The 14,849-nt window shown below is 70.1% G+C and carries 11 protein-coding genes and 1 riboswitch; of the genes, 3 read left to right on the top strand and 8 right to left on the bottom strand.

Going from position 1 to position 14,849, the window contains the following annotated elements:
• Positions 1-11: 11 nt before the first annotated feature.
• Positions 12-2,840: a bifunctional GNAT family N-acetyltransferase/acetate--CoA ligase family protein gene (locus IH68_RS0126115; RefSeq protein WP_030939566.1), complete on the bottom strand. Its 2,829-nt coding sequence runs from the start codon at positions 2,838-2,840 to the stop codon at positions 12-14.
• Positions 2,841-3,049: 209 nt separating this feature from the next.
• Between IH68_RS0126115 and IH68_RS0126110 the strand changes: the two genes are divergently transcribed.
• On the top strand, positions 3,050-3,331 hold the full coding sequence (locus IH68_RS0126110) for an HPr family phosphocarrier protein (protein WP_030939563.1): 282 nt from the start codon (positions 3,050-3,052) through the stop codon (positions 3,329-3,331).
• 140 nt (positions 3,332-3,471) lie between these two features.
• Here the strand turns inward: IH68_RS0126110 and IH68_RS0126105 are convergent, their stop codons facing one another.
• The 4 genes from IH68_RS0126105 to IH68_RS0126090 form a co-directional block, all read right to left on the bottom strand.
• A complete protein-coding gene (locus IH68_RS0126105) occupies positions 3,472-4,164 on the bottom strand; it encodes a GntR family transcriptional regulator (RefSeq protein ID WP_030939562.1) in 693 nt (230 codons plus the stop codon).
• A gap of 187 nt (positions 4,165-4,351) precedes the next feature.
• Entirely contained in the window at positions 4,352-5,116 is a 765-nt protein-coding gene (locus IH68_RS0126100) for a M23 family metallopeptidase (RefSeq protein WP_030939561.1), read from the bottom strand.
• Positions 5,117-5,128: 12 nt separating this feature from the next.
• A riboswitch (cyclic di-AMP (ydaO/yuaA leader) is annotated at positions 5,129-5,293 on the bottom strand.
• A 203-nt stretch (positions 5,294-5,496) separates the two neighbouring features.
• Positions 5,497-6,885, bottom strand: a complete 1,389-nt coding sequence (locus IH68_RS0126095; protein ID WP_030939560.1) for a M16 family metallopeptidase — start codon at positions 6,883-6,885, stop codon at positions 5,497-5,499.
• Positions 6,882-8,279, bottom strand: coding sequence for a M16 family metallopeptidase (locus IH68_RS0126090; protein ID WP_030939559.1), 1,398 nt, complete (start codon positions 8,277-8,279; stop codon positions 6,882-6,884). Before IH68_RS0126090 ends, IH68_RS0126095 begins: the two co-directional genes overlap by 4 nt.
• A gap of 325 nt (positions 8,280-8,604) precedes the next feature.
• Between IH68_RS0126090 and IH68_RS0126085 the strand changes: the two genes are divergently transcribed.
• The gene (locus IH68_RS0126085) at positions 8,605-11,061 is read left to right on the top strand and encodes a DNA gyrase/topoisomerase IV subunit A (RefSeq protein WP_030939558.1); all 2,457 of its coding nucleotides are present in this window, start codon (positions 8,605-8,607) and stop codon (positions 11,059-11,061) included.
• On the opposite strand, the gene IH68_RS0126080 is transcribed toward IH68_RS0126085, so the two are convergent.
• On the bottom strand, positions 11,058-12,122 hold the full coding sequence (locus IH68_RS0126080) for a CobW family GTP-binding protein (protein WP_030939557.1): 1,065 nt from the start codon (positions 12,120-12,122) through the stop codon (positions 11,058-11,060). The genes IH68_RS0126085 and IH68_RS0126080 overlap by 4 nt on opposite strands.
• A gap of 322 nt (positions 12,123-12,444) precedes the next feature.
• Between IH68_RS0126080 and IH68_RS0126075 the strand changes: the two genes are divergently transcribed.
• Entirely contained in the window at positions 12,445-13,011 is a 567-nt protein-coding gene (locus IH68_RS0126075; protein WP_030939556.1) for a DUF6082 family protein, read from the top strand.
• 63 nt (positions 13,012-13,074) lie between these two features.
• Here IH68_RS0126075 and IH68_RS53535 read toward each other — a convergent pair whose 3' ends face one another.
• Positions 13,075-13,314 (bottom strand): hypothetical protein, encoded by a 240-nt coding sequence (locus tag IH68_RS53535; RefSeq protein WP_078912612.1) that lies wholly within the window; start codon positions 13,312-13,314, stop codon positions 13,075-13,077.
• Between the two features lie 317 nt (positions 13,315-13,631).
• Positions 13,632-14,795: a citrate synthase/methylcitrate synthase gene (locus tag IH68_RS0126070; protein WP_030939554.1), complete on the bottom strand. Its 1,164-nt coding sequence runs from the start codon at positions 14,793-14,795 to the stop codon at positions 13,632-13,634.
• Positions 14,796-14,849: the final 54 nt, after the last annotated feature.

Raw genomic sequence — 14,849 nt, 5'->3', positions numbered from 1 at the left:
CGGAGGACGTCTCAGTAGACGGGAAGGGTGCGCGGCCCGAGGTCGTCCCGGGCCGGTGGCGGCGCGAGGCGGACGGAGGCGCCGAGGACGGTCAGACCACGGGGTGCGACGACGACCGGCTCCAAGGTCACCGCGACGACCTCGGGGTGGTCGTCGACCAGTCTGGACACCCTGAGCAGCAGCTCTTCCAGCGCAGGGGTGTCGACCGGGGTCGAGCCACGCCAGCCGAACAGGAGCGGTGCCGTCCGGATCGACCGGACCAGCGAGGCCGCCTCCCGGTCGGTGACCGGGACCAGCCGGTGCGCCATGTCGCCGAGCAGCTGGGAGGCGGCTCCGGCGAGCCCGAACGACAGGACGGCCCCGGCCGCCGGGTCGATGACGGCCCGTACCACCGTGTCCACGCCGCGTGGTGCCATCCCCTGCACCACCGGCCGCAGCTCCTCCGGCTTCCCGAACAGCTCGGTCAACTCGGCGTAGGCGCGACGCAGTTGTTCCTCGTCGGCGAGATCCAGTCGTACGCCGCCCAGGTCGGCGCGGTGGCGCAGGTGCGGGGCGGTGGCCTTGAGTGCTACGGGGTAGCCGAGGGTCTCGGCGGCGCGGGCGGCGTCGTCCGGGGTGAACGCCGGCACCGCCCTGCGCACCGGGATGCCGTACTGCCCGAGCAACTCGCAGGTCTCCTCGGTGCCGAGCGTGAGCCCCTGCCCGCGCGCGAGCATGCCGTCGATGAGCCGGGCGGCTCCCTTCTCGTCGATGTCCTCGAACTCGGGCACCTTGCCTGGGTCGGCGCTGTCGCGGCGCCATTGCGCGTACTTCACGGATTCACCGAGGGCACGGACGGCGCGCTCGGCAGCGGGGTAGGCGGGGATGAGGCGGGAGCAGGTGGCGGGGGCTGCGGGTTCCTGTGCCCGTACCGGAGGGGGAAGTTGCTGTGAGGGGCGGAGCCGGCGGGTGGCGGTCGCTGCGGTGTCCGGCTGCGGTGCGGTGCTCGTCGCGGCCGACAGGGCCTCCGCAAGGCCCCCGAGCTCCACGTGCACCACCAGCACGGGCTTGCCCGGAACGGACTCGGCGGCCGATCGCAGCGCCTCCGCGAGCTCGGCGTCCCCCGGCGACTCCTCCCCGATCGCCGGGATCGCGGTCACCACCACCGCATCGCACGCGTCGTCCCCGAGGGCTCGCAGCAGCGCCGCGTGGAAGTCCTCCGCCGAGGCCCCGGTGGTCAGGTCCAGTGGCCTGAGCGGCCTGAGCCCCTCGGAGAGGCACGCGTCGTACGTCAGCAGGCCGAGGGACTCGGAGTTCCCGAGGATCGCCACGCGCGGCCCCGCCGGCAGCGGCTGGCGCGCGAGCAGCAGGCCCGCGTCGACCAGCTCCGTGATCGTGTCCACGCGGATCACGCCGGCCTGCCTGAGCAGCGCGGACACCGTCGCGTGCGGCAGCCGCGTGGCCCGTACGGCATGCCCCTGGGGGGCGGAACCGGCGCCCTGGACCACGACCAGCGGCTTCGCGGCTGCGGTGCGCCGCACGAGACGGGTGAACTTGCGCGGGTTGCCGATGGACTCCAGGTACATGAGGACGACATCGGTGTCCGGGTCGTCGTACCAGTACTGGATGACGTCGTTGCCGGACACGTCCGCGCGGTTGCCGGACGACACGAAGGTGGACACGCCCGTGACTCCTGTGACGCCGCCGCCGCGGCGCTGCAGCCGGGACAGCAGCGCGATGCCGATGGCGCCGGACTGGGCGAACAGACCGATCCGGCCGGGGCGGGGCATCTCGGGGGCGAGTGAGGCGTTCAGCCGTACCTCGGGGGACGTGTTGATGATCCCGAAGGCGTTCGGCCCGATGATCCGCATGCCGTACGTGCGCGCGTGCCGCACGAGTTCGCGCTGGCGCTCACGCCCCTCGGGCCCGCTCTCGGCGTACCCGGCGGAGACGACGACGAGTCCCTGCACGCCGTGCTCGCCGCACTCGGTGACGGCCTCGGGGACGTGCTCGGCGGGCACGGCGACGACCGCGAGGTCGACGGGGCCGTCGATGTCCCGGACGGAGCGGTGGGCGGGGACGCCGTCGAGCTCTTTGACGTCTTCGGGGAGCGCCTTGTTCACGGCGTACAGCGCCCCGGTGAAACCGGCGTCACGGATGTTGTCGAGGATGCTGCGGCCGACGCCCCCGGGGGTGCGGCCGGCGCCGACGACGGCGACGGAGCCGGGCACGAGCAGCCGTCGCACGGACCGCCCCTCGGCGCGCTGCTCACGCGCGCGCTGGACGGCGAGGGAGCGGTCGGTGGGTTCGAGGTCGAACTCCAGGCGTACGACGCCGTCCTCGAAGCTGCGCTTCTGGGTGTACCCGGCGTCCGTGAACACCTTGATCATCTTGTTGTTGGCGGGCAGCACCTCGGCGGCGAAGCGGCGGATGCCGCGCTCCCGGGCGACCGCGCCGATGTGTTCGAGGAGGGCGGAGGCGACGCCGCGCCCCTGGTGGGCGTCCTGGACAAGGAAGGCGACCTCGGCCTCGTCGGCCGGAGCTGACGCGGGCATGCCATCGGCACCGATGCGGTCATAGCGTACGGTGGCGATGAACTCGCCGCCGACTGTGGCCGCGAGTCCCACCCGGTCCACAAAGTCGTGGTGCGTGAAGCGGTGGACGTCCTTGGCGGACAGACGAGGGTAGGGCGCGAAGAAGCGGTAGTACTTCGACTCGTCCGAAACCTGCTCGTAGAAGCTGACCAGGCGCTCGGCGTCATCAACGGTGATGGGGCGGATGCGCGCGGTGCCGCCGTCGCGCAGCACCACGTCGGCCTCCCAGTGGGCGGGGTACTCGTGCCGGTCCGGCGAGGTCTGCATGGGCCCCAGAGTACGGCTCGCGTCCGACAACGGCGCGAGGCAGTCTGTGGAGAACACGGCAGTCCGTCGAGAAGAGAACAAGGACGTAGGTCGGGCCGAGGCCGCGGTCCGACTGCCCACCCCGGACGGGACACAGGACCGCTCCGGAGACGCTTCGCGTTGTGGGAAACTGGTCTAGACAACCCTGAGACTCTGAAGGGCAGCATCACATGGCTGAGCGCCGCGTCAACGTCGGCTGGGCCGAGGGCCTCCACGCCCGCCCCGCTTCCATCTTCGTCCGGGCCGCCACGGCCGCAGGTATCCCGGTGACGATCGCCAAGGCCGACGGCACCCCCGTCAACGCGGCCTCCATGCTGGCCGTTCTCGGCCTGGGCGCCCAGGGCGGCGAGGAGATCGTCCTCGCCTCCGAGGCCGAGGGTGCGGACGTCGCCCTCGACCGTCTGGCGAAGCTGGTCTCCGAGGGGCTCGAGGAGCTTCCCGAGACCGTCTGATCACGGCACCACAGAAGGGCTCGTCCGAATTGCCGGGCGAGCCCTTCGCATTTCCCGCGCAAGGGCGGTGGAATTTCCGATCGCGGGCAGCGGAAATAATGCCCCGCGAAATTGTTCTCTCTTTGTATACGGCGCCCGTGTTAATGCCGCAGGCCCGACATGTTTACGGCATGTTGCGAGTTCCTCACACCGTTGGCCCGCTCCGGGCCGCCGAACCGCAGCCGGTGCACCGCGCTCGAGCGCTCGGTGTGCAGCGTCGTGACCGCTCGCGCGCGCTCGCTGTCGCCGCGGGCCACGGCGTCGACGATCGCGCCGTGCTCGGCCCAGGACTCCACGGGGTTGGCGGGTGCCTCCACGGCGTACATCCATGCGATCTTGTGGCGCAGCTGGGTCAGCATCGAGGTCAGCGCGGGGCTGCCGGCGGCCTGGGCGAGCGTCTCGTGGAACCAGCCCCCCAGGGAGCGCAGATCCTCGCTGTTGCCCCTCCTGGCCCGCTCCTGGCCCAGCCTGACCAGGCCGCGCAGGACCTTGAGATGGGCATCGGTGCGCCGCTGGGCGGCCCGGGAGGCGCCGAGCGGTTCCAGGAGCATGCGCATCTCCAGCAGGTCGGCGGCCTCCTGCTCGGTCGGTTCCGCGACGCACGCGCCCGCGTGCCGCCGGGTCACCACGAAGCCCTCGGCCTCCAGGGTGCGCAGCGCCTCGCGCACGGGGACGCGCGAGACGCCGTAGCGGCGCGCGAGGAGTTCCTCGGTGAGCCGGCTGCCGCGCTCGTAGACACCGGCGACGATGTCGTCCCGGATCGCCGTGCACACCGAGTGCGCCGGAATACGCATGACCGACCTCCGACTTAATCCCCGTGAAACGTCGATGATTGACGTCTATCGGTGACTCTATTGCACGGAGCCGGAATTTCCGACGGCGGGCCGGAATCCATGGATATTTTTTGGACAGCGGGGCGACAGAAACACCGAAAGCCCCGGCTCGGGAGCCGGGGCCTGAAGGTGATCCTGCGATCCGTCGTCAGACGTTCACGCCGTGCGAACGCAGGTAGGCGACGGGGTCGATGTCCGAGCCGTACTCGGAGGTCGTACGGGCCTCGAAGTGCAGGTGCGGTCCGGTGGTGTTGCCCGTCGAGCCGGACAGGCCTATCTGCTGGCCCGGGGTGACCGTCTGGCCCACCGAGACACCGATGGACGACAGGTGGCCGTACATGGTGTACATGCCGTCGGCCATCTTGATCACTATCTGGTTGCCGTACGCCCCGCCCCAGCCCGCCTCGACGACGGTGCCGGCGCCGACCGCGTGGACGGCCGTGCCACTCGCGGCGTGGAAGTCGATGCCGGTGTGGCTGCCGGAGGACCACAGGGAACTGCTGGCCTTGTAGCCGGTGGAGACGTACGAGTTGGAGATCGGCGCCACGAACATGTTGAGGCGCTTGCGCTCGGCCTCGCGGGCGGCGCGCTCCTTGGCCTCGCGCTCCTGCTTGGCCTTCGCGGCGGCCTTCTCGCGTGCCGCCTCCTGGGCCGCCTTCTTGAGCGCGGCCTCCTCGGCGGCCTGCTTCTGGGCGTCGGCCTGCGCGTCGATCTTGTCGGCGATCGTGTCGCCGATGCTGATGACGGGGGTGAGGCCGGTCTGCTCGACGGAGGTGTCGGCGGCGAGCGCGGGGGCTGCCAGGGTGCCGATGACGCCGGTGGTGGCGAGGGCCGCGACCCCGGCGGCGCGGGTGGTGGTGCGGTGCATCCGCGTGGGACGACGGTGCTTCCCGGTGGCGCGCGTGAACGCCATGTAGTGGCTGGTCCTTTCCTTCCCTCTCGCCTACCGGGTTAGCTGACGGGTTCGGAGCAGGAAGGTCTCCTACGGACCCCCTCGCTGCATGCGCGGGCGTCCGATTCACCCCAGGGACTGCGATGGGTCCCCGGCTCCCCTGGCTCGCGCCGTACGGGGACTCGGCGATGGCTGTCCGGTGCCGCGGATGCGGCGCGGTGCCTGACGGACAGCCCGGACGACGCTAAGCGGGAGCACTTTCAATCCCCAAACGGATCAGGCCTTTTGTAGCGCATGCCACAGGGCAGACAGGCAACCTCTCCCTCAATTCGGACATTAAGGGGCCCTGGTGACGCATCAGTCACCAGGGCCCCTACGCGCGCGTGCCGCTGAGGGAGCCTCTACTCGGCCGCCACGACGGTGACTTCGCCGATCCCGAGCGCCTCGACGGGCTCCTTGATCTCGGCCGCGTCACCGACGAGAACCGTCACCAGACGGTCCACCGGGAAGGCGCTCACGGCCGCCGCGGTGGCCTCCACGGTGCCGGTCGCGGCGAGCTGCTGGTACAGCGTCGCCTGGTAGTCGTCGGGCAGGTGCTGCTCGACCTGGTCGGCCAGTGTGCTGGCCACGGCCGCAGCGGTCTCGTACTTCAGCGGTGCCACACCGACGAGGTTCTGTACGGCGACGTCGCGCTCGGCGTCGGTGAGGCCGCCCTCGGCGAGCGTGCGCAGCACCGTCCACAGGTCCTGCAGCGCCGGGCCGGTGTTCGGGGTGTCCACGGAGCCGCTGATGGCGAGCATCGCGGCACCGGAGCCGTCCGGGGCGGACCTGAGGACCTGGCCGAACGCACGCACACCGTAGGTGTAGCCCTTCTCCTCGCGCAGGACGCGGTCCAGGCGGGAGGTGAGGGTGCCGCCGAGGCAGTACGTGCCGAGCACCTGGGCCGGCCACACGCGGTCGTGCCGGTCGGCGCCGACGCGGCCGATGAGCAGCTGCGTCTGGACAGCGCCGGGACGGTCCACGATGATCACGCGCCCGGTGTCGTCGGCAGTCACCGGCGGCACGGGGCGGGGGTCGGCCTTGGAGCCGGTCCAGGCACCCAGCGTGTCGCCGAGCAGCGCGTCCAGGTCGATGCCGGTGAGGTCGCCGACGACGACGGCGGTGGCCGTGGCGGGCCGGACGTGACGGTCGTAGAAGGCGCGTACGGCCGCCGCGTCGATCTTCTCGACCGTCTCCTCGGTGCCCTGGCGCGGGCGCGACATGCGCGAGGTCGCCGGGAACAGCTCCTTGGAGAGTTCCTTGGCGGCACGGCGCGAGGGGTTGGCCAGCTCGTGCGGGATCTCGTCGAGGCGGTTGCGGACCAGCCGCTCGACCTCGCTGTCGGCGAACGCGGGCGCCCTGAGGGCGTCGGCGAGCAGGCCGAGCGCCTTGGCGAGACGGGAGGCAGGGACCTCGAGGCTCAGACGTACGCCCGGGTGGTCGGCGTGCGCGTCGAGGGTGGCGCCGCAGCGCTCCAGCTCGGCGGCGAAGTCCTCGGCGGAGTGCTTGTCGGTGCCCTCGGAGAAGGCCCGCGCCATGATCGTGGCGACGCCTTCGAAGCCGGCCGGCTCGGCCTCCAGGGGGGCGTCCAGGAGCACCTCGACGGCGACGACCTGCTGGCCGGGGCGGTGGCAGCGCAGGACGGTCAGGCCGTTGTCGAGCGCGCCGCGCTCGGGGGCCGGGAACGCCCACGGCTTGGCCTCGCCCGCCCGGGGCTGCGGGTGGAACTGCATCGTGGCGAGCTCGGTCACTTGGCCGCCTCCTCGTTCTGGTCGGTGGCTTCCACCGTGGCTTCGGACTCGGGGTCTTCGGGGAAGTCCTCGTCCTGGGTGTGCTCCGCGGACTCGGGCGAGAGCGGCTCGTAGACGAGCACCGCGCGGTTGTCGGGCCGCAGACGGGCCTTGGCGACCTCCTGGACCTCCTCGGCCGTCACCTCCAGGACGCGCTGGACGGCGGTGAGGGCGAGCTGCGGGTCACCGAACAGGACGGCGAACCGGCACAGTTCGTCGGCGCGGCCCGCGACCGTGCCGAGCCGGTCCAGCCACTCGCGCTCCAACTGGGCCTGGGCGCGCTCCATTTCCTCGGCCGTGGGGCCCTCCGCGGCGAACCGGGCGAGCTCCTCGTCGATGGCGGCCTCGATGACCGGCACCTCGACGTCACCGGAGGTCTTCACGTCCAGCCAGCCCAGGGAGGGCGCTCCGGCCAGCCGCAGCAGGCCGAATCCGGCCGCGACGGCCGTGCGGTCGCGCCGTACCAGCCGGTTGTAGAGGCGGGAGGACTCGCCGCCGCCGAGGACGGTCAGCGCCAGGTCGGCGGCGTCCGCCGCGCGCGTGCCGTCCTCGGGCAGCCGGTAGGCCGCCATCAGGGCGCGCGCCGGGACCTCCTCCTCGATGACCTCGCGCAGCTGCTCACCGATGATCTCGGGCAGCGAGCCGTCGCGGGGCTCCGGCTTCCCGTCGTGCGAGGCGATGGACCCGAAGTACTTCTCGATCCAGGCGAGCGTCTGCTCCGGGTCGATGTCGCCGACCACGGAGAGGACGGCGTTGCCCGGCGCGTAGTACGTGCGGAAGAACGCGCGCGCGTCCTCCAGGGTCGCCGCGTCCAGGTCGGCCATCGAGCCGATCGGCGTGTGGTGGTAGGGGTGGCCCTCCGGGTAGGCGAGGGCGGTCAGCCTCTCGAACGCGGTGCCGTACGGCACGTTGTCGTAGCGCTGCCTGCGCTCGTTCTTGACGACGTCGCGCTGGTTCTCCATGGACTCGTCGTCGAGGGCGGCGAGCAGGGAGCCCATACGGTCGGCCTCCAGCCAGAGGGCGAGCTCCAACTGGTGGGCGGGCATGGTCTCGAAGTAGTTGGTGCGCTCGAAGCTGGTGGTGCCGTTGAGCGAGCCGCCGGCGCCCTGCACCAGCTCGAAGTGCCCGTTGCCCTTGACCTGCCCGGAGCCCTGGAACATCAAGTGCTCGAAAAGGTGAGCCAGGCCGGTACGTCCCTTGACTTCGTGGCGCGAGCCGACGTCGTACCAGAGGCACACCGCTGCGACCGGGGTCAGGTGATCCTCCGAGAGCACCACGCGCAGGCCGTTGGCCAGGCGGTGCTCGGTCGCTGTCAGGCCCCCGGTGCCTGCCTGGTCTGTGGCCGTGTGACCCATGGGCATGTACGTCCCTTCGCCTCGCGGATGCGGTGGTTCGAACCGCGGTTTTCCTGCCGGTCCTGCCACTGTATGCAAGCGCGCAGATCGTCGGCGAAGTTCCCGGGCGACGTACGCCCACAGCGGATCGCGTAGCCTGCGGGCAGTCGCGGCGAGGTTGGCCCCGCGCACCGGCCCGGACCGCCGACACAGGGTCCTGGGCCGCGTTGTCAGTGCCGCGGTCCACAATGGTCCGCGACAGATACCGTTCACGCTTCAGCATGAGCGAGCCGAAGGGGACGTGAGCACCCGTAGGCGAGCAGCCAGAAAAGAGGAGCCGGCAGCGATGGCCCGCCGCAGCACGAAGACCCCGCCGCCCGACGACTCGTTCGAGGAGCGCATCCTCGACATCGACGTCGTCGACGAGATGCAGGGCTCCTTCCTCGAGTACGCGTACTCGGTCATCTACTCCCGAGCCCTGCCCGACGCCCGCGACGGCCTCAAGCCGGTCCACCGTCGCATCGTCTACCAGATGAACGAGATGGGGCTGCGCCCCGACCGCGGCTATGTGAAGTGCGCGCGCGTGGTCGGCGAGGTGATGGGCAAGCTGCACCCGCACGGCGACGCGTCGATCTACGACGCCCTGGTACGCATGGCCCAGCCGTTCTCCATGCGCGTGCCGCTCGTCGACGGCCACGGCAACTTCGGCTCACTGGGCAACGACGACCCGCCGGCCGCCATGCGGTACACGGAGTGCCGCCAGGCCCAGGCGACGAGCCTGATGACGGAGTCGATCGACGAGGACACGGTCGACTTCACGCCCAACTACGACGGCCAGGAGCAGGAGCCGGTCGCCCTGCCCGCAGCCTTCCCGAACCTGCTGGTGAACGGCTCGTCGGGCATCGCGGTCGGCATGGCGACGAACATGCCGCCGCACAACCTGTCCGAGGTCATCTCGGCCGCCCGGCACCTGATCCGCTACCCGGGCGCGGACCTCGACACCCTGATGAAGCACGTTCCCGGCCCCGATCTGCCCACCGGCGGCCGCATCGTCGGGCTCGCCGGCATCCGGGACGCGTACGAGACGGGCCGCGGCACCTTCAAGATCCGTGCGACGGTCGAGATCGAGACCGTCACCGCCCGCCGCAAGGGCCTGGTCGTCACCGAACTGCCCTTCACGGTCGGCCCGGAGAAGGTGATCGCCAAGATCAAGGACCTGGTCGGCTCCAAGAAGATCCAGGGCATCGCCGACGTCAAGGACCTCACCGACCGCGCGCACGGCCTGCGCCTGGTCATCGAGATCAAGAACGGCTTCGTGCCGGAGGCCGTCCTGGAGCAGCTCTACAAGCTGACGCCGATGGAGGAGTCCTTCGGCATCAACAACGTCGCACTGGTCGACGGCCAGCCGCTCACCCTGGGCCTCAAGGAGCTCCTGGAGGTCTACCTCGACCACCGCTTCGAGGTCGTGCGCCGCCGCAGCGAGTTCCGCCGCACCAAGCGCCGCGACCGGCTGCACCTGGTGGAGGGCCTGCTCACGGCGCTCGTCGACATCGACGAGGTCATCCGTCTCATCCGCTCCAGCGAGAACAGCGCGCAGGCCAAGGAGCGTCTGATGGAGCGCTTCTCCCTGTCGGAGATCCAGACCCAGTACATCCTGGACACCCCGCTGCGCCGTCTGACCAAGTACGACCGCATCGAGCTGGAGTCGGAGAAGGACAGGCTCAACGCGGAGATCGCGGAGCTGACCCGGATCCTGGAGTCGGACGCGGAGCTGCGCAAGCTGGTCTCCTCCGAACTGGCCGCGGTGGCCAAGAAGTTCGGCACCGAGCGGCGTACGGTCCTGCTGGAGGCCTCGGGCACCCAGACGGCCGCCGTACCGCTGCAGGTCGCGGACGACCCGTGCCGGGTCCTGCTCTCCTCCACCGGTCTGCTGGCCCGCACGTCGAACGGCGAGCCCTTCCCGGAGGACGCCGACGCCCGGCGCGCCAAGCACGACGTGATCGTGTCGGCGGTCCCGGCGACGGCACGTGGCGAGATCGGCGCGGTGACCTCCTCCGGCCGCCTCCTGCGGATCAACGTCGTCGACCTTCCGCAGCTGCCGGAGACGGCGTCGGCACCGAACCTCTCCGGCGGGGCGCCGCTGTCGGAGTTCCTGTCCCTGGAGGACGACGAGACGGTGGTCTGCCTGACCACGCTGGACGAGTCCTCCCCCGGTCTCGCTCTCGGCACCGAACAGGGCGTCGTCAAGCGTGTGGTCCCCGACTACCCGTCCAACAAGGGGGAGTTGGAGGTCATCACGCTCAAGGACGGCGACCGGATCGTCGGCGCGGTCGAGCTGCGCACCGGTGAGGAGGACCTGGTCTTCATCACGGACGACGCGCAGCTGCTGCGCTACCAGGCCGCGCAGGTCCGCCCCCAGGGCCGTCCGGCGGGCGGTATGGCGGGCATCAAGCTCACCGAGGGCGCGAAGGTCATCTCCTTCACGGCGGTGGACCCGGCGGCCGACGCGGTCGTGTTCACAGTCGCGGGCTCGCGCGGCACGCTCGACGACTCGGTCCAGACGACGGCGAAGCTGACCCCGTTCGACCAGTACCCGCGCAAGGGCCGCGCCACCGGCGGGGTGCGCTGCCAGCGGTTCCTGAAGGGCGAGGACTGTCTCTCCCTGGCCTGGGCGGGCACCGTCCCGGCCAAGGCGGCGCAGAAGAACGGCACCCCGGCCGACCTCCCGGAGCTCGACCCGCGCCGCGACGGCTCGGGCGTGTCCCTGGCCAGGACGGTGGCGGTGGTGGCGGGCCCCGTCTAGGCCGGCGGCTCCACGAGATCCTCTTCCGGATCCTGTACGTAGCGCAGGACGCCCCACATACCGTGCTCGTCGGCGGTGTGCGGGGCGTCGCTGCTGCACGCCTCGAGTTCCTTGCCGAGGGCGGGCGCGTCGATGCCGGAGCCGATGAGAACCAGCTGGGTGAGGCGGGCGTCGCCCGGCGTCCAGGCCTCCGGGTAGAACCGGAGGAAGCGCCCCACCGCGTGCACGGCGTAGCGGTTGTGGACGTCGTGGGCCCCGAAGTCGACGTACCCCTTGATCCGGTACAGCCCCTCGGGCCTGCTGTCGAGGAACTCCATCAACCGGCGTGGGTCCAGGGGCACTTCGGAGCTGAAGGACAGGCTGTCGTAGGCCGCGTGCAGATGATCGGCGTGACCGTCCTCGCCGTGTTCGTGCAGGTCGTCGAAGGACAGCTGCCCGATGCGCTCCTCGCTCGGCCTGCAGTCGAAGAGGAACTCGGGATCGATGCGGCCGTAGGTGGCCGGGACGACGGCTGCACGGTCGACGAGCGAGCGGACGAGCCCGAGGACGCGATCCGCCTCCGGCGCCCGGTCGAGCTTGTTGACGACGACGAGGTCGGCAAGGGCGAGATGCCGGTCGATCTCCGGATGCTTCACGCGCGTGTCGTCGAACTCGGCGGCGTCGACGACCTCGACGAGGCCGCCGTACACGATCCCCGGTTGCTCACTGGCGAGCACCATGCGCACGAGTTCCCGGGGTTCGGCGAGGCCACTGGCCTCGATCACGATGACGTCGATGCCGGCGGAGGGCCGGGCGAGCCGCTCGAGATAGAGGTCGAGCTCGCTGACGTCGACCGCACAGCACAGGCAGCCGTTGCCGAGCGAGACGGTGGAATCGCCGAGCGCTCCGGCCACGGCCATGGCATCGATCTCGATGGAGCCGAAGTCATTGACGACGGCACCTATACGGCTGCCACCGCTGCGGTGGAGGAGGTGATTGAGGAGGGTGGTCTTGCCGGAGCCCAGGAATCCGGCGAGGACGACGACCGGGATCTGCCGCAGGCTGTGGCTCGGCTGACTCAACGTGCGACCTCTCTGACACCGACGCGTGCACCGGATCGCGGTCCCGGCGCACATAGGAGAATTGAATGCCGGACCAGGATACGAGCCGGAATAATCACTGCGAAGTGAACGATTGTTAGCAGCACTTGCGGGGCAGACGTTGGGCAAGGCGCCGGAGTGTGCGACCCTCGCTTCCCTCCGTGCGCCTCCTCTCCGCCTCCCCGCCGATCAGAGCCGCTCGGCACCCTGGGAGACGGCAAGCGCCGCCCACCGCTCGCCGGTCCCCATCAGTCGACCCGCATTCCGACGACCGGCGGAACGGCCGCCTGACTCGGGGGTTGACATGGCCACACAGAACTTTGGGGCGCGGGTACTGAGGTCCGCCGCCGCCCTCGGCATCGGCGTAGCTACAGGCGTCCTCGCCACGCTGGCGACGCAGCGCCATGCGCTTGAGTCGTTGCGCATACGCCTGGAGCACCTGGAGCGGAGCGCACACACCCAGCAGGACACCAACCTCGCCACTCAGCAACGCCAGCACTGGGAGCTGCTGAGCAAGGCGATCGACGATCCCGACCTCGCCGAGGTGCTGGACCTCTACGAGGGGGGCGTGTCCCCCAAGCAGCGCCGCCAGTACCTCTTCGCAAACGCGCTCTACACCAACCTGCTCTTCTACTACCGCATCGGCAATCTGAGCAGGGACGAGTTCTTCAAGCACGTCCGGGGGACATTCCAGAACCCGATCGTCAGGGAGTACTGGCACGCCACCCGGCAGCAGCGGGCAAGCATCGCGGACACCGACGAGGCAGAACTCGGCATGCTGGTGGACGACCTGCTGCAGCAGCTCGAGGAGGCGGACACCGAGGAGTGGTGGGTGGTGGGCGAGCCACCGGGCGGGCCGGATGCGTCATGACATCGAGGGCCGGCCCGGAGCGGAGCTGCGCCGCTCGGATCGGCCCTCCCCGACCAGCCAGGACTAGGCGTCCGGAATGTCCACCTTTGCTTTGACCAAGGTCTCGCGAGTAATCACGACAATTCGCTCATAGTCGGCGCGAGCCGCATCGGGCGGTAGCGCAGATTCCAGCGAATCAGTCATATCCGTGCCGATTATGGCGAAATTCCCATCTGCCAATTCGAAGATATCGGGGCATGTTGCCCCATTTGTGCTACCTCGATGGCGTGGAGCAACGCCAAGGCGGCGGACGATCTGACTCACTGTTGAATTCCTTTTGGTCTCAGGCACACAAGGCACAAGCACCTGCGCACGCTAATGCCGTGCGCGGTGGCATCCTTGCAGTCCTGAGCACAAACCTGACCCCCGACCCCACCGCATGGCACGGACAGACCACCCGGGCAGACCACCGACGGTGCGCACCGCAGTCAACCTTTCCATCCACCACGAGGTGGGCCCATTTACGGCTTCGTTATTCACCGATTGGGGTGAGCCGCACCTGTGGACCGAATGAACGCCCCAAAGGGTGACGGAAGTTGACGAAGACTCCGTTCCCACCCCACAGGGGGGCAGGATGACCGTCAAGCCGCTGGCACCGACACCGGCGCCCCCGGCCCCACATACCGCGCCACCGGCCGGATGATCTTCGAGTCCTCCGCCTGTTCCAGGATGTTCGCGCTCCAGCCCACCACCCGCGCCGCCGCGAACGTCGGCGTGAACATCTCGCGGGGCAGACCGCACAGTTCCATGACCACGCCCGCGTAGAACTCGACGTTCGTGTGGAGTTCGCGGCCGGGCTTCAGTTCCGCAAGGATCGTCTCGACGTGACGCTCGACCTCCACGGCGAACTCCACGCGCGGCCCGCCGAAGCTCTGGGCCACCTCGCGGAGCATCCGGGAACGGGGGTCCTCGGTGCGGTAGACGGGATGACCGAAGCCCATGATGCGGTCGCCGGCGAGGACGCGTTCACGGATCCAGGGGTCGATACGGTCCGGGGTGCCGATCGCGTCCAGAGTGTCCAGCGCCCGGCTGGGCGCACCACCGTGCAACGGACCGGAGAGCGCCCCCACGGCTCCGACCAGGCACGCGGCAACATCCGCTCCCGTCGAAGCGATGACTCGCGCCGTGAAGGTTGATGCATTGAAGCCGTGATCAATAGTTGAGATCAAGTACTGCTCGACCGCCCGCGCCCGCTTCGGCTCCGGCACCGAACCCGTAAGCATGTAGAGGTAGTTGGCCGCATAGGAGAGGTCGTCCCGGGGCTCCACCGGTTCGAGACCGCGGCCCAGCCGGTGCAACGCCGTGAGCAGGGTCGGTACGGCCGCGGCGGCCGCGAGGGCGTCCTGACGGCGTTCGGACGCGTCGATGTCGTACACCGGCCGGAAGCCCTTCGCCGCGCCGAGCAACGACAGCGCGGTGCGCATGCCGGCCAGCGGACCCGAGCGCCCGCTCGCCGCCGCAATGGCGGGCAGGGCCGCCCGCACCTCGTCGGGCAGTCGCCGCAGGGCCGCCGTCCCGGAGACGAAGGCCGCACGCTGCGCCTCGTCCGGCAGTTCGCCGTGGATTAGGAGATGCCAGACGTCCTCGAAGCCACGGGTCTGCGCGAGTTCGACGGCCGAGTACTGGCGGTAGTGATAGAAGCCCTCGAGCCCCCGGACGTCCCCGATCTCGGTGTCGGTGACGACGACGCCGGCGAGCCCCCGTGGCACGTCGACGGTGGCGATGGCTGGCCTGTTGACGGACATGATTCCTCCCTGGACTTGATTCAACTGTCGATGCTTGACTAATTCGCTGTCAAT

It is taken from the genome of Streptomyces sp. NRRL S-646, assembly GCF_000720765.1.
Classification (GTDB): Bacteria; Actinomycetota; Actinomycetes; order Streptomycetales; family Streptomycetaceae; genus Streptomyces.
This window is presented reverse-complemented; position numbering and strand designations above follow the sequence as displayed.